Raw genomic sequence first — 19,910 nt, forward strand, 5'->3', positions numbered from 1 at the left:
CCGCTGCGAATCATGCCGACGTTTGGCGGTGGCCTTGTCTCATCATCTTGCATCATGGCCCTGCCTGCATCAATAAATGACATTTGTATGTTTATGCGCCATATTGTAGTGACGATTGTCAAGGAGCGTTGAGCGATACTCAAACGCGATCTGCCAGAATCAGGAGAGAAGCACGTGAAGGGAAATGTGGACACGCAATGGCCCGCTGAGGGCATCGCATTGATCACGGTGGGCGATGGCGGCGTATCGGGAAGCCTTACCACCTGCGCCACGGTGAGCCTGCTTGCGGACGCGTTGGAGGCGGCGATTGAGCAAAAGGCCCGCGTCATCGTGCTCGCGTCATCCATGGAGGGGCATTGGCTCGAACATGCCTATCTGAGCGACATCGTGAATCTGGTCGAAGGGAAGGCCGCTACCGGCGACCCGGCCGGGTGGTTCCGCTCGCTTCAGCTTCTCAACCGTGGACCTGCGGTCACGATTGCCGCGATCAACGGTGACACATCGGGCGGCGGTTGTGAGCTGGGCTGGGGATGCGACCTGCGGGTTGCTGAGGAGCAAGCGCGCTTCAGCCAGCCGGAAGTAGCCATTGGCGCAGGCACCGGGATCGGCGGAACGTCCCGCCTGATGCGTCTGATAGGACGGACGGCCACTGCCGAAGTCGTCCTGACAGGGCGCCCCCTGACCGCGCAACGGCTATATGAGCTTGGCGGCCTCAATCGCGTGGTTCCGAAAGGCAAAGCAGTCGAGGAGGCGCTTGCGCTCGCCCGGCATATCTCGTCGCTCCCGCCGCAGTCGGTCGCCGGGATGAAGAAGATGCTGGGTGAGGCGGAAGACCTCAACCAGAGCCAGGGCATCGAGAACGACCAGCTGATCAGCCAGGGGCTGTTCGCGCACCCCGACAGCGTGGCCAGCATGAAGGCGATTCAGGCGCGCTTCGACGCTGGCGAAGGCATGGATCAACTTTACTGGAAAAATGACTAATGTCGGCTATTGAAAATAGTATGCTAGCATAGTAATGATGATTGGGTGCAGAGGCCGGTCGTCCGGCTTTGCCCGTCATTATCCAAAAATGGGAGAGGGTTCATGGATCTGGGCTTGTCAGGATTGAAGGTCATCATGGGCGGCGCGACCCGCGGGATCAGCCGCGCCGCCGCCGAACTGTTCGCTGCGGAAGGCGCGCAGTTGGGCCTCTTCTCGCGCAACGGAGACGCGCTGGAGGAATTCAACAGCGAGTTGGGCGGCAAGGCCGTCACACGAGAATTCACGCTGGAGGATCGCGAAGGGTATAAGGCGATGCTGACGGGCCTTGCCGAAGAACTTGGCGGGTGCGACATATTCATCCATTCGATCAGCTCATCGGGCGCGCAAGGCGCCATGGACTGGGACGAAAGCTATCGTATCGACATGCTGGGCGCGGTCGATGCATGCGAAGCACTCGAGCCATATCTTGAAAAGTCGCAAGCTGGCTCTGTCATCTTCATGTCGAGCACCGCTGCAATCGAGACATTCCTGATGCCTCAGGCGTTCAATGCTATCAAGGCGGCGCTGATCACCTACGGGAAGCAGCTGTCGCAGGTTTGGGCGGCGAAGGGCGTGCGCGTCAACATGGTGACGCCCGGCCCGATCAGCTATCCAGGCGGCAACTGGGAAGGGGCCAAGGCGCTCATGCCGGACCTCTATAACGGCATCGTTGCCCAGATTCCGATGGGACGTCTGGGATCACCGGAGGAGATTGCGAAGTCGATCGCGTTCCTCGCGAGCCCGGCAGCCGGCTACGTTACGGGGGCCAATCTGGTCATCGACGGCGGCTTTACGAAGCGTGTCCAGTTCTGATCCGGGGGTACTCAGGAGTAAGATAAATGGCGGCCAATGCTCGCTACGCGGAAATCCGGTTCAACGACCGTCCGATTAAAGAACAACTGTCTGATCCGGAAAGCTTTATCCTGGAGCCGGGGGAAGTCACCGCCGACTTTGAAAAAAAGTCGCCTTGGCGTCTGGAAGACCTCCATCCTAATATCGCTGATTATCGCACCGTCAAAACCAGCAGGTCCATCGACCCGGCGGTCATGGCGGCCGAGGAGGAGCGGTTGTGGAGCAAGGTCTGGCTGCTGGCGGGGGTTTCCAGCGATATCCCTAATGTCGGCGACTGGTTCCGGTTTGACGTCGGCAAGCAGTCCATGATCATTGTCCGCAACAAGGAAGGCGTGGCGGCCTTCTACAATGTATGCAAACATCGTGGGAATGAGCTGGTACAGGATGATTTCGGCCACGGCGCCACGTCCTTTACCTGCATCGTGCACAGTTGGCGGTTCAACCTGAACGGTAAGAATGTACGCGTGACCGACCGGGAGACATTCCGCGAGGAGGCGCTGTGCCAGAACCTGGACCTGACCCCGGTCCATGTCAGGGAATGGGGCGGATTGGTGTTCGTCAGCATGAATCCCAATCCGATGCCGTTTGAGGAATATTACGCCGATCTTCTGCCGATGCTGGCTTCCTACAAGATTGAGGAGATGTTCGTCGTCAAGCATTTGACGGTCGATATCCCCGCAAACTGGAAGACGATGTACTCGGCGTTCAATGAGACGTACCACGCGCACGCGACGCATCCCCAGATCAAACCCTATGTCGATGACCATTATGTCCAGTACGACTTCTACCGTAACGGGCATAATCGCAATCTGTTCTCGGTAGGCTCTGTCAGCCCTCGCTGGCCGGACAATCGCTTCGTCAATGTCGGTCTCGCCTATTTTCTTCAGGAAGCGGGCGTGAAGATGTCTGCGCTTAAAGGCGATGCGCGGCATGTCCGTCGGACGTTGCAGCAGGCCAAGCGGAGCGAGAACAATCCCTTTGGCGTGGATTATTCCGGCTATACCGACAATCAGCTGACCGATGACTGGAACCCGTCGCTGTTCCCGAACGTGACGATGAACATGCATCCCGAAGGCATATTGCTCCAGCGGTTCCGGCCTCATCCGACCGACCCGGAACGCGGATATCAGGACGTCTTCGTCTTGTCTGCCAAGCTGGCGGAAGGTCGGCGGCCGCCAGCCTATATGGGCGTGGAGGACGACGTCGATGTTTCGGGCAAGGTTCGCCCCCCGATCCGTCGTTCCACCCACGAAAACCCCATGGCAGGTGAAGTGGTCGAGCAGGACATCGCCAACATGGTGACGATGCAGCGCGGCATGCGATCAAAGGGACTGAACGGCACCATCGTCTTTTCCGAGCAGGAGCGCCGCATTCAGCATTTCTATGCTGAGCTGGATCTCTATCTTGAAGGCAAAAAGGGGGGCTGAGCCACGCTATTTCGCCAGAAATGGCATGGTAAGGCCAAAGGGGCCGTGCATCGGATGATACGCGGCCCCTTTCTTGTCAGCTGCGGGTCAGATCGTAGGAGGAGAGAAGGCAGCGCCGCTTTCCAGTTCCTGCGCCAAACGGGTGAGGAAATCGCCCGCAGGAGCGCCATCAATGATCCGGTGATCGACGGTCAGCGACAAGCCCATAACCGGCCTCACCACTATGGTCTCGCCATCTTCCGCTACCCAAGGCTTCGCTGTCATGCGCCCCAGGCCGATGATCGCTTGCTGAGGATAGCTGAGGATCGGCGTGAAATGCTCGACGCGCGTCAGGCCCAGATTGGTGACCGTCACCGTGGCGCCTGTGAGTTCGGCGATGGTGAGCTTGTTCACCCTGGCCCGCGCCACCAAGTCCGCGCGTCGCTCCGCAATGTCGGGCAGGGAAAGGTTGCCTGCATCGAAAATGGCCGGTGCGACCAGCGCGCCGGGCAGCGCGATCGCGCAACCGACGTGAATCTGCTCCTGCGGTTCCACGCCGCGATCCGTCTCCACCGCATTGAACAGGGGAAAATCGCGCAGGATGGATGTCAGTGCGGCGATGATCAGATCTTCATAGCCCAATTTCGTGTCGGCGGCTTTCCAACTGTTGCGCGCAGCGACCAGCGCGGATGCGTCAATGTCGCAGAAGAAGCTGAGCTGGGCTGTCTTTTGCAGACTTTCACTCATCTTCTGCGCGATGATTCCCCTGATGCCCGTCAGGGGGAGTATGTTCTCAGACGCCATTATATGCCCTCAATATCAGTGATTGGATCGCGCTTCGCCGGACATGCAGTCAGCCGCGGAGCGCCCGGAAGCAGTCGCGGAGTTCGCGCACGAAGATGTCGGGTTGTTCCCAGGCGGCGAAGTGGCCGCCCTTATCGACATTGTTCCAGTGAATGATGTTTTCAAAGTAACGGTCCGCCCATGCGCGGGCAGGCCAGATGATCTCCCGCGGAAAGTGGCTGTAACCCAGCGGCACCCGGACATTTCTGGGCCGGAAGCCGCTCATGCTTTCCCAATAAAGCCGCGCGGACGACGCGCCGCTGTTGGTCAGCCAATAAAGGGTGATGTTGTCCAGCATCTCGTCCAGAGAAAAGACGCTTTCGGGTACGCCGTCGCAATCGGACCAGCGTTGCAGCTTTTCATAAATCCACGCTGCCTGGCCGATCGGGGAGTCCGCCAGCGCAAAGCCGATCGTTTGCGGCTTGGTCGCCTGAAGCCGGGCATAGGCGGATTCCACGTCATTAAACTGCCGCATCGACTCCAGCGCCGTCTGCGCTTCAGGATCGAGAGAGTCCCCAGATCGGGTGGAACGATTGAGAGCATGTTGAAGTGGACAGCCGCCAGCTCCGCAGGTTCATCGACCGCGAGGCACATCGTCACCAACGAACCCCAGTCGCCGCCCTGCGCCACATAACGCTCATACCCTAACCGCCGCATCAACTCGGCCCACGCTTTGGCGATCCGTTCCACTCCCCAACCACTGACGGGAGGCTTTTCGGAAAACCCATAACCGGGGAGAGAGGGTATGATGAGGTGGAATGCGTCTGAAGCCTTCCCGCCATGGGAAAGCGGATCGGTCAGCGGGCCGATGACGTTGCGGAACTCCAGCACTGAACCAGGCCAGCCATGTGTCAGCAGGAGCGGCATCGCGTCCGGCTCGGCCGAACGGATGTGGAGGAAATGGATGTCCAGCCCGTCGATGCGCGTGCGGAACTGGCCAAGGCCGTTAAGCAGCGCCTCGCATTTCCGCCAATCATAATTTGTCCGCCAATGATCGACCAGAACCCGCAGCCGGGCTGACGGGACGCCCTGTTCCCAGCCTGATACAGGCTCCTCATCCGGCCAGCGCGTCCGCTCCAGCCGCTGGCCCAGATCGTCAAGCTGCTCCTGCGGAACGTGAAGCGCGAACGGTTCTACGAGGGACATCACGAACGCTCCAACACGGAATGCAACACCAGGGCGATGCGGTGCATCAGCCGCTGGGTGAAATGCGCCCCTGCGCTTGCAACCAATATGTCGTCGCTCAGACCCTTCTCAAAGGTATCGCGTCCGCCCTTGAGCACCAGATTCATGAGCCGTAATCCGGCACGTAGAGCGAAATAATCAATCTGCCTCTGCGGAATGTCCAGGCCGCCCGCAGCGCGATAGGCATCCATGAAACTTTCCCAGTCAGTCGCCGCGATTACGACCGGGTAACAATAGCCAAGGTCCTCACCCGGATGACCGATCGCCGCCTGCTCCCAGTCAAGAACCGCGGTGATGTTGCCGTTCTCAGCCAGAACATTATGAAAAATCATGTCATTGTGGACGATCGATCGCCGGTCATCCAGACAGTCGACATTGGCGCGCAGCCAGGAAATGGCGGCCGACATGGTAATGGAAGGCCAGCGGGCAAGGGCGTGCCATTCGCTCGCCATCTCTGCCAGTTCCGCCTGCCAGCTTTCAGTGTCGAATGAACTGCGCGAAGGGCGCAGGCCCTGTCCCACCTCTTCGACCGGCTGCTTGTGCAGGATCGCCATCTGCCTGGCCAGATCCAGCACTACATTGCGGTCAGCGACTGGCAGCCAATATTCCGGTTGCGCTGTCGTGCCCGGGGCATGCTCGACCAGCATGAAGGGGGCATCGAGCCACGCGGGGTCCGTTTCGACCATAACCGGGGCTGGCACGCGCATGCCCGCCTTATGCAGCAGGTCAAGCAAATTGAACTGTGTCAGCTCGTCCAGGAAGCTGTCATCGGTCGCAAGATTGGGGATGCCGCGCTGGATGACCAGCCGGGCAGGCAGATCACCCATATCTGTTAGGCCAAGGAGCGCCGTCTGGCGCGATCTGCCGCCGACGACCAGCTTGAACGAATCGACGCGCAATCCTTCGCGTCCTGTTCGCTGTCGGAGATAGGCTTCCAATCTTTTGGGATCGATGGAGTCCTTATCCGCTCCCATCTGCCGGGGTGGCGCACGCTCGACATCGTCCATGCGCGCGACGGCTGACTCCAGAAGTCCGCGCTCACCGGCTATCGCGTCCCTGAAAGCGGTAAGTTGATCGCCCCGGTCCAGACATCCGGCCACGTCTGTGATGACCGCGCCCGTCGTTCGATAGGCGGCGGCGTTTTCAGCGGGGCCTCCTAATCGGTCTGTGTCAACGAGCTGCACCGGACTGGGCGAGTCCATGAAGGCAGAAGGCCCCATTTCCAATCCATTGGCCGTAGCGGTCAGGACTCGTATGCCATTGTCCAGCGTGGCGCGTGCATCGCTGTCGGTGACGAAGGGGCGGACCTCTCGCTGCAAGGCTTCGGCCACGGCCCAAATATGACGTGCGTTTGTCATTGGCCTCCTCTTTAGAGCGCATGCATATGGTACGATGACATATTAATCAACAGACGCATTGCAGGAGGTCAAAATCCATCCTTTTCCGCGCCACCCCTCAGCGCGCTTGACATAGGGAGTGGAGCATATAGTAATATCGCGTACCAATGTTTGGGCGCGCTTGAATCGGCAAGCCCCGCGCAAAGAGAGCAGTGCAGTGGATATAAGCTTATCAGAAGAACAGGAAGCCATCCGTGACAGTGTGCGGAAGGTGTGCGACCAGTTCGGCGACGATTATTGGTCCCGCTGCGAAGATGAAAAGACCTTCCCATCCGAATTCCACAAGGCGATGGCTGATGCCGGATGGTTGGGCATCACCATGCCGGAGGAATTTGGCGGCGCCAATCTGGGCGTAACCGAAGCCGCCATCATGATGCACGAAGTGTCGGCAAGCGCAGGCGGCTATTCGGCGGCGAGCACGATCCACCTCAACATCTTCGGCCCCCATGCCGTGGTGGTTCACGGCACGGCCGAGCAGAAGAAGCGGATGCTCGAACCGCTGATTGCGGGCACGGATCGCGCCTGCTTCGGCGTGACGGAGCCGGACGCCGGGCTCGACACCACAAGCATCAAGACCTTCGCGACGAAGGTGCCGGGCGGATATCGCGTCACTGGCCGCAAAATCTGGACATCGTCCGGGCAGGTCGCGAACAAAATCCTGCTGCTGACCCGCACGACGCCCAAGGAACAATGCAAGAAGCCCACGGACGGCATGACGCTGTTCTACACCGACCTCGACAAAAGTCAGATTGAGGTGCGCCGTATCCCCAAGATGGGCCGGAACGCGGTGGATTCCAACGCGACCTTCATCGATGATTATTTTGTGCCGGACGAGGACAGGATCGGCGAAGAGGGCAAGGGGTTCCACTATATCCTGCACAGCCTCAATCCCGAACGCATACTCGTTGGCATTGAGGCGGTCGGGCTGGGCCGGGGAGCATTGGCGCGAGCGGCCAAATATGCCGGCGAGCGCAAGGTGTTCGGCCGCTATATCGGCCAGAATCAGGGCATCCAACATCCACTGGCGGAAAACTGGACCTATCTGGAATCCGCCTACTGGATGATCATGCGGGCGGCGCACCTGTATGACACGGGTAAATCCTGCGGCGCGGAGGCCAATGCGGGCAAGTTCCTGGGCGGCCGCGCTGCCTTTGACGCTTGCACTCGCGCCGTCATGACGCATGGCGGCATGGGCTATTCGACCGAATATCAGGTGGAAAGGCTGTTCCGCGAGTCAATCCTGATGCGGATCGCGCCGATCACCGAGCAACTGATCCTGAGCTTCATCGCCGAAAAAGTCCTGGATCTGCCGAAGTCCTATTAAGAAAATCAGCTGGAGTGGATGACATGTCCAATTGGCCAAAACCAGACGCGGCAACGCTCCTGGAAATCTATCGCAAGGCAACGCTCATCAAGCAGAATGACGAACATGTCATCAAGCAGATGATGGCGGGCAAGCTGGTGATGCCCTATTACAGCCCACGCGGGCAGGAAATCATCCCCTCGGCGATTTCCGTCAGCCTGGATGATGACGATTATATCTGCACCATCTATCGCGGCATCCACGACATGCTCGCCAAGGGTTTTCCTCTGGATGAGCTATGGGCGGAACTTGCAGGCAAGGTAACCGGCACGTGCAAGGGCAAGGGTGGGCCTATGCACCTGACCTGCCCTGGAAAGGGCATGATGGTGACGACCGGCATCGTGGGATCGTCCATGCCGATCGCCACCGGCCTTGGCTGGGCAGCGAAGCTCGACGGCCGGAACCGGGTATCCGTTGCGAACTTTGGCGATGGGGCGACCAACATCGGCGCTTTCCATGAATCGATGAATATGGCCGCCGTGTGGAAGCTGCCTGTCATTTTCCTGTGCCAGAACAACCATTATGCCGAACATACGGCCCCCGAATATTCGCGCGCGATCGATCGCATCTCGGATCGGGCTGCGGCTTACGGCATGCCCGGCGTGACCGTGGACGGGAACGACCCGGATGAGATGTACGGAGCTGCCAAGGTCGCGATCGAACGTGCCCGGGCGGGGGAGGGGCCGACGCTGATCGAGGCCATGACCTTCCGTTTCAATGGCCATATCCTCGGTGAGGCGGGCCATTACATGGATAAAAACATCTATGCCGAGGCGCAGACCAAGGACCCGATGCCAGTCCTGCGCGCCCGGCTGCTATCCGAAGGCATCGCGACGGAAGCGGATCTGGCTGAGATCGAACGGGATGCCGACAGCCGGATCGTGGCGGCGATCGAAGCCGCCATGGCCGCAGACTTCCCAGACGTCGCCGAACTGAAGCGTGACGTGTTCGCTGAAGAAATCGCTTGAGGTAATGGCAATGACCGACACAATCACTGCATCCGCCGCGCAGGCTTCACCCGCGTCGCAGGACACCGAACCCAAGAAGATGACGATGGTGGAAGCCATCAACCTGGCGCTTCACGATGCCATGGAGGCCGATTCCAAGGTGATCGTCCTTGGCGAAGATGTTGCCGATCCGCAGGATGGCGGCGTCATGGGCGTGACCAAGGGTCTGTCCACCCGCTTCGGCGAAGAGCGCGTCAAATCCACCCCCATATCCGAACAGGCGATCATCGGCGCGGCGATCGGCGCGGCCGTGGGCGGGTACAAGCCGGTGGCCGAGATCATGCTGATGAACTTCATCGCGGTCCCGATGGACATGATCTTCAACCATGCGGCAAAGCTTCGCTTCATGTCGGGCGGCCAGACCGGCGTGCCGATGGTCATCCGCACCATGACGGGGTCGGGCTTCTCGACCGGCGGCCAGCATAGTGACTATCTTGAGGCATGGTTCGCCCATACGGCAGGCATAAAGGTGGTCGCGCCTTCAACCCCCGATGATGCCTATGGCCTGATACGGGCGGCGATCGACGACCCCGACCCGGTGCTGTTCATCGAGAATATGCCAAGCTACTGGACCCCCGCGCCGGTGACCAAGCAGCTGGTGCCGATCGGCAAGGCGCGCATCGCTCGCGAAGGCGCCAATGTGACGATCATCGCGCATTCGCTGATGGTAACGCTAAGCCTCGCGGTAGCCGACATGCTGGCAACGGAAGGGATTTCGGTCGAGGTCATCGATCTTCGCACCATCTCGCCCTGGGATCGTGAAACCGTGCTTGCCTCCGTGCGCAAGACCGGCCGGGCGGTTGTCGTGCATGAGGCGGTGAAGCAGTTCGGCATCGGCGCCGAAATCGCATCGGTCATCTCCGAGGAACTGTGGGGCACGCTTAAAGGCCCGGTCCAGCGCGTAGGCGCAGCCTATTGCGCCGTGCCATTTTCCAAACCGCTGGAGCAGGCGTTCGCGCCCAGCGCCGATACGATCCAGGCAGCCGTTCGCAAAGCGCTGGCCTGATCAGCAGGGAAGGAATATCGGGCATGCTTCAGTCGGCGCCGGACGAAAGCTATCTGGTCGATTTGGAAGATGGCGTCCTGCGTCTGTCATTCAACCGGCCGCAACAAGGCAACGCCATCCCCAAGGCGATGGTGCCGCTGATGACCGAACTCTTCCGCGCGGCACAGGCGGATCGAACCGTGCGGTGCATCCTGGTCCGGGGCGAGGGCAAGGTTTTTTCGGCAGGCGGCGACGTCGCGAGCTTTGCGGACTCGATCAAGCAGGAGGTGGCGGTGCGGCAAGCGGATTTCGCTCGCCGGCTGCCATTGGCCCGACACTTGGTGGAGGCCGTCGTCGCGTTCGATCGGCCAATCCTTGCATCGGTACGGGGAGCGGTCGCGGGCGCGGGACTGTTCTACCCCCTGATCGCCGACTATGCGATTGGCGACGAAAGCGCGACTTTCGTCTTCGCCCACCAGCGTGTCGGACTCAGTCCCGATGGCGGCGTGACAGCGGTGCTTCCGCAGGTGGTGGGAACGCGCATGGCCCGCATGCTGCTGCTGACGGGGGCAAAGGTCGATGCCGCTGAAGCGCACCGGTTGGGCATGCTCCACAAGATCGTTGAAGCAGAAGCGCTGGAAGGGGAAGCGATGAAGATCGCCCGCCGCCTCGCGCAGGCGCCGCAGCGCGCCGTCGTGGCCGCGAAAAAGCTGGTCAATGAAGCGGCCGCGCGCAGCCTTGCGCAGGTCCTTGATGCAGAAACAGACGGCATCGTCGCCTGCGTCGGCGACGCTGATTTCGAAGAGGGCGTGACAGCCTTTCTCGAAAAGCGCGCGCCGGTGTTTCCCTCCGTCCGCTAAAGGCGTGGGCGCTCCCCCTGCGTTGGAGAAGATCATGCACATCCCGCTGAAGGAAACGCCCTGGGAGGGCGCCTTTCCCGATATCGACAATTGGAGCGAGAATTTCTGCCTCGCCGGGTTCGATCCGCAATCGGGCGTGGGCCTCTGGTTCCACATCGGCCGTTGGCATCATGACCTAACCCTCTTTCGTGAGGTCGTTATCATCCGCTTGCCCGACAACACGGTGATCGCCCATCGAGCGATCGGCAATGCCCATGCCGCTGAGGACGGGCCGGGCGGCCCTCATCTGGCGGTGCGGATCGTGGAGCCTGGGCGCAAGCTGACTTACCGCTTCAACGGTGGCGTGATGCGCGTTCCCGCCGCCCAGATGCTCGACGGGCTGGTGGGAGACGGACGACGCACGCCTGCTTCGTTCGACCTGACCTTCACATCGACGGCCGACATCTGGGATCTCCATAAGGTGGGCGCGTTGCAGGAATTTCTCCCCGCTGGCCACATCGAACAGCCCGGTCTTCTTTCCGGATCAATCCGCGTCGGCAGTGAGCAATTCTCTTTCAACGCGATGGCCAACCGGGATCACAGCCTTGGCGGGCGCGACAACCGCAATCTGCACAGCCATCAGTGGTTTCAGGGCTATTTTGAAAACGGCTTGTCCTTCCTGCTCTTCGATGCAGAGATCGATCAGGGCGAGCAGGTCGTGTTTTCAGAGGCAGTCATCTACGAGGATGGCAAGAGCTTCGAAGCGAAGATCGAACGGATCGAACGATGCAACCATGTGGATGACGACCAAAAGCTGATCCGGACGGTGCTGAGTTATGAGAACGGCACGCTGGTCATCGACACGGCCGCATTCCACGGCAGCTCCTACCTGTCGCTCGCCTCGCCCAACGACACATATGTCGGTGTCTATCCTACCGATCCGGGTCCGACGCGCGTGGTTGACGAGCAGTCCGTCAGCCTCCTCCTCAACGGGAAGGTGAAAGGTTACGGCTGCTACGAACGGACGATCCCCGGCGCTCACATACGGGAGGCTTAGAGGCACGCGCCATCCGGCATATTCCAGCCGGATGGCGCGTCAGCGCTTCATACCTCCTTCAATGTGCCGATCTCGATATTTGCCAGGCCTTCCTCGCCGGTCTCTTCACATCGCACCCGGCACATATTTTCGACATTATAATAGACCTTATCACCGGGCTTCTGCGAATGCAGCGGCAGGCGGGCGAAGGCGTTGCCGACATCAGCGGTCAGGGTGAATTTCTCGCCGCCGAGGGTGATGGTATGGAATATGACCTTGTCGGGCATCCCTTCCGGCCCTTCGCCGACATTCTCGATTCTGAGCGTCTTGATCACCTCATTCCCCTCCGGCCGCGCAATATAGCCTTCGGCTGTCATATTCTCAGGACGAACGATGTTGCGCACCGTGAAAAGGTGAAAGCCCATGGACGGGAAATTGAAGAAGGACCAATTGTGATCCATCACGATCTGGTCATTGCGCATGCCCCAGCTGTGGTCGCGATAGCCCGACCCATCCACGTCAACAGACACGCCCGCAAGCTCACCTGTCTTGAACGTCACCTTGCCGGTGGCATTCATGCACTGACCCTGATGGCGAAAGCCGGATCTATCGAGCGCGGTATTCTCTGAAATAGAGAACTGGTCAGGATTGACGTCCGCGCAGGCGAGGAAGTCGAACAGATGCATGCGCCGGGTAAACCGCAGCGATGCCGCAACATTTTCGTCCTCATATTCAACAAGAAACTCTTCCTGCGGCTTCAGGAAATGCACCGTCTGATTGCCATAGCGCAGCAGCTTCTGATGTTCGAACGGCTGGGGCAGGGGAACCTCGCCGCTGTGGCTGACCTTCACACCCTTATGCAGCACCGTAAAAGATGCAAAAGCCCGGTCAAAGGTCGGCTCTGCCGTACTATGCGCAAGGCAGCATAGGTCGCGATCGGGGTCCATGAAGACCCAGAAGTAATTTTCTTTCCAACGCAACCAGGCTCGGGCTGGAACTGTGTGGGGGTAATCTTCGTGCAGGAGCATAATCGCCTCCAAAAAGCGGGAAAAGGGCGCAAAGGCACCCTGTCGACCATAGATATGGCGATACCGGCTATGTTCATGACCCGCGCCAGTTTAACCTGGCGCGGGTCATCCTTTTATTTTTCAGCAACCATGCAGGCGCCCGTGATCAGAGATCGAAGCGGACTTCGACCCCGTACGTCCGCGGATCACCAACGCCGCCCAGATCACCGGCGGGCGTATCGGTCTGCGGAATTTCGTTGTTGAAATATTTCTCGTTGGTGAGGTTCGCGCCCCACAAGCGGAAGGTCAGCTTGTCATTGAATTCCGGCTTGAACGAGATGCTGCCGTTGAACAGGGTCAGCTTCGGTTCGGTTAAAATGTTGTCGGGGTCCCACTTCAGGTTGGAACGATAGGACATCTGACCGGCAAAGCTGAACTGACCGACAGAGGTTGGCAGATCATAGTTGAAGCCAGCGTTGATTTTCCATTTCGGGGTCTGGGAAAGCCTGTTCCCACCCACATCGCCCACCGCCAGGGCGACGCCCCAAGGCGGGGCGAAGATGGGAACGTTGATCGGCGCACTGTCAAAGCTGAGGAATTTCGCCCAGAGATACTGCCCCGCCAGGTCGAGCCTCAACCGCTCGGTCACCAGGAATGTCGTGTCGAATTCGAAACCTTTTGTCCGCGCCTTGTCCGCATTGGCAAAGGCGACGAAGGGTGTCGGCCCAGCTGGCGTGTCCACGAGCTGGACGAGCTGGACCTGCGGGTCCTTGATGTCGTTGCGGAACGCGGCAAAGTTAGCGCGCACCCTGCGATCGAACAGGGTCATCTTCAAACCCGCCTCGTAGGACGTCACCGTTTCCGGATTGGTCGGCGGGGCGGCCAGCGGAATAGTATTGAACGTACCCGACTTGTAGCCGCGACTCCATGTCGCATAAGCCATGATATCGTCGGTAAATTTGTGATCGACTGAAACTTTGTAGGTCCATTTGTCGAAGTTGGCGACCTGATGATAGCTTCCAGCTGGAATGTCGGCCCCAACTAGCGGTGTCAGCGAAACACGGCCGTTCCCTTCCACGCGATCTTTCGTGTAGCGCAGGCCAAGCGTGACATTCGTCTTGTCATCCACGACGGGGAAGGTCGCTTGTGCGAAGGGAGCCAGAGACTCGATCCTTTGCTGGCTACCAATATTCTGGCTGGCAAGACCGTTCAGAGTGAGGGCGTCACCATTGAGAGCGATATTCACGTCGGTGCGCGAATTCATGTAGAAAAGGCCCAATATCCAGCTGATCTTCGATGAAGGCAAAGACTTCAACTGAAGTTCCTGGGTAATCTGCCGGTCTCCGATCTTGATCGGAAATGCCAGCCAGTTCAATTCGGTATGATCGCCCTCATAATTCAGTAATTCCTTGGCTTTCCGGTAGGAAGTGATGCTGGTGAAATCCGCAAAGCCCAGTTCCTGGTCGATTTTGAGCGCACCACCCCAACCGCGCAGACGATGGAAAATCTCGGTATTCTCGTTGATATCGTAAAAGCCCGGCGGATCGAAATATTGGGTGCCCTCAAGTGGTGAGCCCAGCGGATAGCCACGGGTCGTTCCCGGATAGATACGGACCGAATTGCCCTGATTCTGCCGCTGATAGGTATAAAAGCCGCTCAGGCGGATCTTTGTCGTGTCGCTCGGTTCAAACACGACCTTCGATCGGATATTATAGAATTTGCGGCGGTACGTATCCTTGCCGGTGAACAGGTTTTTGCCCCATCCATCGCCCTGGTTCAAACCGCTGAAGGAGATTCCGGCGGCGACGCCTTCACCCAGCGGCGTCGCCGCATACAGCTTGCCGCTGATCGTATCGTAATTGGCATAGCCCAGCGTTGCCGAAAGATCGGTGGTGTCGCCGGGATCGCGCGTGAATACCTGCATCAGGCCGCCAGTTGAATTGCGGCCGAACAATGTGCCTTGCGGGCCTTTTAGCACTTCAACGCGTTCGATGTTTGCCAGTTCAAGATAGGCGCTCGCAAGACGTGAATAATAGACATCGTCAATGTAGACGGGAACACTTGCCTCATTACCCGGTGTCGATGCACCGGGATTTCCGACGCCGCGCAGGAATGGCACAACAACGCCGGACATCTGTGAGACGAACAGTGAAGAGTCGGCCTGTTGAAGGTCCGACACGCGGAAAATGCCTTTTGTCTCCAGAGCTTCTCCCGTAAACGCCGTTACCGCGACGGGGACATCCTGCAAATTCTGGCTACGGCGCTGAGCCGTAACGATGATCTCCTGGAGACCGACTGGCGAGGAAGTCGACGCGGCGTCACTTTGCGGGGCTGCATCCGTCTGGGCAAGCAGGGGCGCAGGGGCCACGCTCGCCAATAATAAACCAACGATCGAAAATGCCTTCTTCTTCATTGATCTTCCCCTCGACTAAATATTATAATTATAAGTTATTCGACCGAAAGTGTGACAAGGCGAATATTGTGTTTTCTTTGTCTGACCTTGTTATGAAGTAGTACCATTTTCGGCCGCTTCGCATTGGGTGCTAATTGCTGCACCTCTATCAGGTAGCGCATTCCAGCACCATCAACGACGGCTGTCAAGTAAGTAAACATGCGAACGATAAATATATGTATCTATTTTTGGGATGCCTATCTGCGGTTCGTCCTGACCGCAGCCTCTCGGCCAGCGATATGGCCGAAGACCAGTGCCGGGCCGATCGTTCCGCCCGCTCCGGGATAAGCCATGCCGGTAATGCTCGCGGCGGCATTGCCAGCCGCATAAAGGCCGGGGATATTACCTCCACGCAAATTCTGCACTTCCGCTCTTGCGCTGATTTTCGGGCCGCCCTTCGTTCCTAGAACCCCGGGATAGACCCGGCAGGCGTAAAAGGGCGCCTGATCCAGCGGCCCGACGGTTTGCAATGCGCCTTCCAGCGACCAATCCCCATGGTAGCGATCATATTGGCTCTCGCCCCGGTGAAAGGCGGGGTCATTGCCCTCCCGAGCTGATCTGTTGAACTGCTCGACCGTATGCTCCAGCCCATCGGCGTCCACGCCGATCTGTTCGGCAAGGGCGCGCAGCGACGCCGCCTGTATCATCCAGTTCGGCAAGGGATCGCCCGGGTAACGCGTGAGTACAGGATATTTGTCCAGATAGGCCTGATGGAAAATGATCCACGCCTCCCGATTGGGATAGTCGAACGTCTGAGCGTCGAACTGGAAAAAGGAGCGGCCAAGATCATTATAATTGCATGCTTCATTCACGAACCGCTGTCCCTTGCGGTTCACCATGATCGACCCTGGCTTCGTCAGCTCTGTCACGGCAAAACGGATAGCGGGATTGCCATCATATTCTTCGCCCGGAATCTTCATGATAGGCATCCACCACGCCTCATCGGTGTTCGCCAGGGCAGCCCCGGCCTCCGCCGCCATCAACAGGCCATCGCCCTCATTGTCCGGCGGACTCGCCGCCCCTTCGTGCGGGCCGCGCAGCAGGTCCTTCACCAGACCGGCATTCCATTCAAAGCCACCGCTGGCAATGATGACGCCCCGCCGGGCGCGCATCTCGAAGGGTTCGCCGCCCTTGCTGCCCGCCACGCCCGTGACTGCGCCTTCATGCATAACAAGGCTTTGCGCCCGCATGCCGAACAGGATGCGCACGCCCTTCTCAACCACGCTGGCGGTTAGCCCCGCCACAAGCGCGTTGCCGACGCCCACCAGCCCCTTTTCCAGCCGGTCCCCGATTATGGCAGGGTCGAAGATATCGACGCCGTCCTCAAGGTCGTTGCTCGACACCGGAATGGGAAAGGTCAGGCTGCTCCGCAATCTGGGCCGTAATTCCCCCAGCTTGTTCCCGGGAAACAATCCCGCCGACAGGGACCGCCCGAATGTCCCACCGGGCAGCTCGGGATGATAATCGGGCCATTTGAGCGCCCTAAATCGAATGTCCGTCAGTGCTTCGATGAATTTGATGACGTCTGCGCCCTGATCGACATAGGTTTCGATCATCTCGTCATCCATGCGGCCCAAGGACTGACGGCGCATGTAGGTGAGCGCCGCCTCGCGGCTGTCGCTGGTCCCGACTTCATGCATATGGTGGTTGCATGGAATCCAGGGGACGCCCCCCGACATCGCCGTGGTCCCGCCCAGTTTTTCCGAACGTTCCAGAATGACGACATCTGCTCCCGCGTGACGCGCGCTTAGGGCAGCTGCTAGCCCCGCAGCGCCCGAGCCGATCACGATGACGTCGGTCTCTTCAATCCCATCCTGCTCGGACACCCTGTCCTCCTGAAACTGTCATATGGTCCTTGCAGCGGCGCCCGATTGAAGGCGCCGCCACGGCCGATCAGGCATTTTCCCGTGCCAGCGCGAACTGCCGCGCGACGGCGTCGAAGGATCGCTTCGCTGCTTCCTCCGGCTCAAGGGCGCGGAATTCGTGCGACAATATCTCGATCCCGTAGCAGCCGTCATAGCCGGTCGCCGCGATGGCTCGCAGAAATGCCGGTACATCGAAGCTGCCTTCGCCCGGCAGCAGGCGATTGTCCGTCGAATCGTCGAAAAGACCGCCAACGACTTCAGCAGCCGCGTCGTCCAGTTCAACATGCTTGATATAGCTGGGGGGAAGGGCGGCTACCTCTTCATAGGGGATGCCCGGACGCGTCATGTGCCAGATGTCGATCAACAACCCGCCATTATCCGTCCCGGCCATTTCGATGAGTTGCCGCCCCGACTTGAGGTCGCGGATATTCGCCAGGGGAAAGACTTCGATGGATACATGGGCGCCCACCTCCGCAGCCTGATCGCAGAGCAGCCGGAAGTCGGTGGCCATGGTCTCCATCGATACGCCGCTATCGCTGATGTCCCCAACGATCTTGATATGCTTGGTCCCGATCTCGACGGCTGTGTCCAGCCATAGGCGACGCATCTTGTCAGAAGCGGCCCGCGCTTCGCCCTTTGCGAACCAGTCGGTCAGGCACTCGATTTCCAGAAACTGGACACCGGCGTCGTTCAGGATGCGGCGAATTCCCGCCGTGCCATGCAAGGCAACGTTCGCGGCCAGATCATCGCCTGACAGGCCCATGCCGTAATAGCCCGCAGCAACGGCCGCAGCGGCGCGCCGTTCCAGCGGGAAAGGGCTGGCGACCGGCGCGCCGGGATAAGCATCGCCCGCGATCGTGTAATAGGTCGCGACAATTTTCGGATCATTCATGATGAAATTCCTTCGTCAACATCGCGGGAAGGGGGAGGGCCGCTTCCGCTCAATAGGGTGTTCAGAAGCGGTTTGATCCGCGCGCGGCTTCCCGGCCAGCAATGTGGCCAAAGGTCAGCGCGGGGCCGAGCGTCGCACCGCCGCCCGGATATGCCATGCCCATGATGCTCGCCATGGCGTTGCCCGCTGCGTAAAGGCCGGGGACGATGCCGCCCGAAAGGCTCATCACCTCGGCCCGCTCGTTGGTGCGTGGGCCGCCTTTCGTCCCGATCGTTCCGATCTTGGTTTCCACCGCATAATAGGGACCGCGTTCGAGCGGCCCCAGCGTCTTCGCGGCGCCCTCTGCCTGTGCATCGCCCCAATATAGTTCATAGACGCTTTCGCCGCGATGGAAGTCGGGATCGACGCCTTTGCGGGCATTATCGTTGAAGCGCGCGACTTCCGCCTCCAGCCCGACGGGATCGACCCCGATCTTGCCCGCCAGTTCGGCCAGCGTGTCGGCGCTCACCATCCAGGATGGCACCGGATCGCCCGGATAGCGCGTCAGGAAGGGGAAGCGATCCATATAATCCTGGCTGACGATGTGCCAGGCGGGCAGGTTGGGATAGTCGAAGTTCACAGGGTCGAAGGCTTGGAATACTCGCCCGATGTCATTGTAGTTGCAGGCTTCGTTGACGAAGCGGCGACCTGTCCGGTTGACGATGATAGAGCCGGGGCCGCAGCGTTCGATGCCGGTCAGCCGGACGAGCGGCCGCCCGTCATATTCTTCGCCCGGTATCGTCACTGATGGCTGCCACCATGCCTCCGACATGTTGCCGAGCGACGCGCCTGCCTGGATCGCCATCTTCAGCCCATCGCCTTCGTTCCAGGGCGGGCTGTGGGGGCCATGCATCGGGCCGCGCAGGAACTGCCGGGTCATGTCCTCGTTCCACTCATACCCGCCGCAGGCTAGGATCACCCCTTTCCTCGCGCCGATACGCAGGGGCTTGCCGTCATTGTCCGCCTCTATGCCGACCACGACATCGCCTTCCTGCACAAGCCGCAGGACGCGGACATTGCGCCTGATCCGGACGCCATGGTCCATGGCGCCCTTGAGCAGGCCCGCCATCAACGCGCCGCCCATGCCGACCATATCTTCATTAAGGCGCCCGCCGATAATCTCGGAATCCAGCACGTTGATGCCGTCCTCCACATCGGCGATGGAAATGGGGATAGGGAAATGCGCGCTCGCCCGGAGCGCGGGACGCAATTCGCCAAGCTGCCCAGCGGGGAAAATCCCCGCAGTCACCGAACGGCCGATATTGCCGCCGGGAAATTCAGGATGATAGTCCGGCATCTGGAGCGCGCGGAAGCGAAGATCGGTCTCCTTTTCGAGGAACAGCAGCACCTGCGGCGCCGTGTCCACAAAGGTTTCGATCATGACGTCGTCCATCTTGCCGAGCGAAATGCGGCGAAGATAGGTGAGGGCCTGTTCGCGGGAATCGCTGCGCCCGATCTCCTGCATATGATGGTTGTTGGGGATCCACGGCACGCCGCCTGAAACCGCGCTCGTGCCGCCCAGCTTATCCGTGCGTTCGAGCAGCAGCACCTCTGCGCCAGCCGTCCGGGCGGCCAGCGCCGCAGAGCAACCGGCGGCGCCAGAGCCTACCACCAGAACGTCTGTTTCCTCATCCCATTGGGTCGTCACGATTATCTCTCCTGCATTCTATCCCATGGCTGGCCGCGCACGCCCTTTGCGGGTCTTGCGCGCGGCTGCCCTAC

General features: G+C 59.8%; 16 protein-coding genes and 1 pseudogene. 8 read left to right on the forward strand and 9 right to left on the reverse strand.

Going from position 1 to position 19,910, the window contains the following annotated elements:
• Nucleotides 1-174: 174 nt before the first annotated feature.
• The 3 genes from ACWNC0_RS00770 to ACWNC0_RS00780 all read left to right on the forward strand — a co-directional run bounded on the left by ACWNC0_RS00770 (nt 175) and on the right by ACWNC0_RS00780 (nt 3,299).
• Entirely contained in the window at nt 175-981 is an 807-nt protein-coding gene (locus tag ACWNC0_RS00770) for an enoyl-CoA hydratase/isomerase family protein (protein ID WP_449468900.1), read from the forward strand.
• 102 nt (nt 982-1,083) lie between these two features.
• Nucleotides 1,084-1,833, forward strand: a complete 750-nt coding sequence (locus tag ACWNC0_RS00775; protein WP_449468901.1) for an SDR family NAD(P)-dependent oxidoreductase — start codon at nt 1,084-1,086, stop codon at nt 1,831-1,833.
• A gap of 26 nt (nt 1,834-1,859) precedes the next feature.
• Complete coding sequence (locus tag ACWNC0_RS00780) at nt 1,860-3,299, forward strand: aromatic ring-hydroxylating oxygenase subunit alpha (protein WP_449468902.1); 1,440 nt, start codon at nt 1,860-1,862, stop codon at nt 3,297-3,299.
• Nucleotides 3,300-3,386: 87 nt separating this feature from the next.
• On the opposite strand, the gene ACWNC0_RS00785 is transcribed toward ACWNC0_RS00780, so the two are convergent.
• From ACWNC0_RS00785 to ACWNC0_RS00800, 4 genes and pseudogenes are all read right to left on the reverse strand, one after another.
• Entirely contained in the window at nt 3,387-4,082 is a 696-nt protein-coding gene (locus ACWNC0_RS00785; protein WP_449468903.1) for a 2-oxo acid dehydrogenase subunit E2, read from the reverse strand.
• 49 nt (nt 4,083-4,131) lie between these two features.
• On the reverse strand, nt 4,132-4,596 hold the full coding sequence (locus ACWNC0_RS00790) for a hypothetical protein (RefSeq protein WP_449469864.1): 465 nt from the start codon (nt 4,594-4,596) through the stop codon (nt 4,132-4,134).
• Between the two features lie 125 nt (nt 4,597-4,721).
• Nucleotides 4,722-5,267, reverse strand: a pseudogene (locus ACWNC0_RS00795) (epoxide hydrolase family protein); the annotation flags it as partial.
• Entirely contained in the window at nt 5,267-6,664 is a 1,398-nt protein-coding gene (locus ACWNC0_RS00800; protein ID WP_449468905.1) for a phosphotransferase family protein, read from the reverse strand. The gene ACWNC0_RS00800 and the pseudogene ACWNC0_RS00795, both read right to left, overlap by 1 nt.
• Before the next feature lie 196 nt (nt 6,665-6,860).
• On the opposite strand from ACWNC0_RS00800, the gene ACWNC0_RS00805 reads away from it, so the two are divergent.
• The 5 genes from ACWNC0_RS00805 to ACWNC0_RS00825 all read left to right on the forward strand — a co-directional run bounded on the left by ACWNC0_RS00805 (nt 6,861) and on the right by ACWNC0_RS00825 (nt 11,954).
• Nucleotides 6,861-8,027: an acyl-CoA dehydrogenase family protein gene (locus tag ACWNC0_RS00805; protein WP_449468906.1), complete on the forward strand. Its 1,167-nt coding sequence runs from the start codon at nt 6,861-6,863 to the stop codon at nt 8,025-8,027.
• Nucleotides 8,028-8,050: 23 nt separating this feature from the next.
• Nucleotides 8,051-9,034, forward strand: a complete 984-nt coding sequence (locus tag ACWNC0_RS00810) for a thiamine pyrophosphate-dependent dehydrogenase E1 component subunit alpha (RefSeq protein WP_449468908.1) — start codon at nt 8,051-8,053, stop codon at nt 9,032-9,034.
• 79 nt (nt 9,035-9,113) lie between these two features.
• Nucleotides 9,114-10,079 carry an alpha-ketoacid dehydrogenase subunit beta gene (locus tag ACWNC0_RS00815; RefSeq protein WP_449469832.1) on the forward strand — a complete coding sequence of 322 codons (966 nt, stop codon included), beginning with the start codon at nt 9,114-9,116 and terminating at the stop codon, nt 10,077-10,079.
• A gap of 23 nt (nt 10,080-10,102) precedes the next feature.
• A complete protein-coding gene (locus ACWNC0_RS00820; protein ID WP_449468910.1) occupies nt 10,103-10,918 on the forward strand; it encodes an enoyl-CoA hydratase/isomerase family protein in 816 nt (271 codons plus the stop codon).
• Between the two features lie 34 nt (nt 10,919-10,952).
• A complete protein-coding gene (locus tag ACWNC0_RS00825) occupies nt 10,953-11,954 on the forward strand; it encodes a hypothetical protein (protein ID WP_449468912.1) in 1,002 nt (333 codons plus the stop codon).
• Between the two features lie 47 nt (nt 11,955-12,001).
• Here ACWNC0_RS00825 and ACWNC0_RS00830 read toward each other — a convergent pair whose 3' ends face one another.
• From ACWNC0_RS00830 to ACWNC0_RS00850, 5 genes are all read right to left on the reverse strand, one after another.
• Nucleotides 12,002-12,961 (reverse strand): hypothetical protein, encoded by a 960-nt coding sequence (locus ACWNC0_RS00830; protein ID WP_449468913.1) that lies wholly within the window; start codon nt 12,959-12,961, stop codon nt 12,002-12,004.
• 145 nt (nt 12,962-13,106) lie between these two features.
• Nucleotides 13,107-15,353, reverse strand: a complete 2,247-nt coding sequence (locus tag ACWNC0_RS00835) for a TonB-dependent receptor (protein ID WP_449468914.1) — start codon at nt 15,351-15,353, stop codon at nt 13,107-13,109.
• A 236-nt stretch (nt 15,354-15,589) separates the two neighbouring features.
• Nucleotides 15,590-17,218: an FAD-dependent oxidoreductase gene (locus ACWNC0_RS00840; protein ID WP_449468916.1), complete on the reverse strand. Its 1,629-nt coding sequence runs from the start codon at nt 17,216-17,218 to the stop codon at nt 15,590-15,592.
• 67 nt (nt 17,219-17,285) lie between these two features.
• Entirely contained in the window at nt 17,286-18,149 is an 864-nt protein-coding gene (locus ACWNC0_RS00845; protein WP_449468917.1) for a sugar phosphate isomerase/epimerase family protein, read from the reverse strand.
• Nucleotides 18,150-18,210: 61 nt separating this feature from the next.
• Nucleotides 18,211-19,836 carry an FAD-dependent oxidoreductase gene (locus ACWNC0_RS00850; RefSeq protein ID WP_449468919.1) on the reverse strand — a complete coding sequence of 542 codons (1,626 nt, stop codon included), beginning with the start codon at nt 19,834-19,836 and terminating at the stop codon, nt 18,211-18,213.
• Nucleotides 19,837-19,910: the final 74 nt, after the last annotated feature.

It is taken from the genome of Sphingobium chungangianum (assembly GCF_977014255.1).

What these genes read in the sequence shown, in the direction of transcription:
- ACWNC0_RS00800 (WP_449468905.1), bottom strand. Translation starts at nt 6,664, where the DNA reads ATGACAAACGCACGTCATATTTGGGCCGTGGCCGAAGCCTTGCAGCGA.
- ACWNC0_RS00825 (WP_449468912.1), top strand. Translation starts at nt 10,953, where the DNA reads ATGCACATCCCGCTGAAGGAAACGCCCTGGGAGGGCGCCTTTCCCGAT.
- ACWNC0_RS00830 (WP_449468913.1), bottom strand. Translation starts at nt 12,961, where the DNA reads ATGCTCCTGCACGAAGATTACCCCCACACAGTTCCAGCCCGAGCCTGG.
- ACWNC0_RS00790 (WP_449469864.1), bottom strand. Translation starts at nt 4,596, where the DNA reads ATGCGGCAGTTTAATGACGTGGAATCCGCCTATGCCCGGCTTCAGGCG.
- ACWNC0_RS00780 (WP_449468902.1), top strand. Translation starts at nt 1,860, where the DNA reads ATGGCGGCCAATGCTCGCTACGCGGAAATCCGGTTCAACGACCGTCCG.
- ACWNC0_RS00845 (WP_449468917.1), bottom strand. Translation starts at nt 18,149, where the DNA reads ATGAATGATCCGAAAATTGTCGCGACCTATTACACGATCGCGGGCGAT.
- ACWNC0_RS00785 (WP_449468903.1), bottom strand. Translation starts at nt 4,082, where the DNA reads ATGGCGTCTGAGAACATACTCCCCCTGACGGGCATCAGGGGAATCATC.
- ACWNC0_RS00835 (WP_449468914.1), bottom strand. Translation starts at nt 15,353, where the DNA reads ATGAAGAAGAAGGCATTTTCGATCGTTGGTTTATTATTGGCGAGCGTG.
- ACWNC0_RS00810 (WP_449468908.1), top strand. Translation starts at nt 8,051, where the DNA reads ATGTCCAATTGGCCAAAACCAGACGCGGCAACGCTCCTGGAAATCTAT.
- ACWNC0_RS00815 (WP_449469832.1), top strand. Translation starts at nt 9,114, where the DNA reads ATGACGATGGTGGAAGCCATCAACCTGGCGCTTCACGATGCCATGGAG.
- ACWNC0_RS00775 (WP_449468901.1), top strand. Translation starts at nt 1,084, where the DNA reads ATGGATCTGGGCTTGTCAGGATTGAAGGTCATCATGGGCGGCGCGACC.
- ACWNC0_RS00820 (WP_449468910.1), top strand. Translation starts at nt 10,103, where the DNA reads ATGCTTCAGTCGGCGCCGGACGAAAGCTATCTGGTCGATTTGGAAGAT.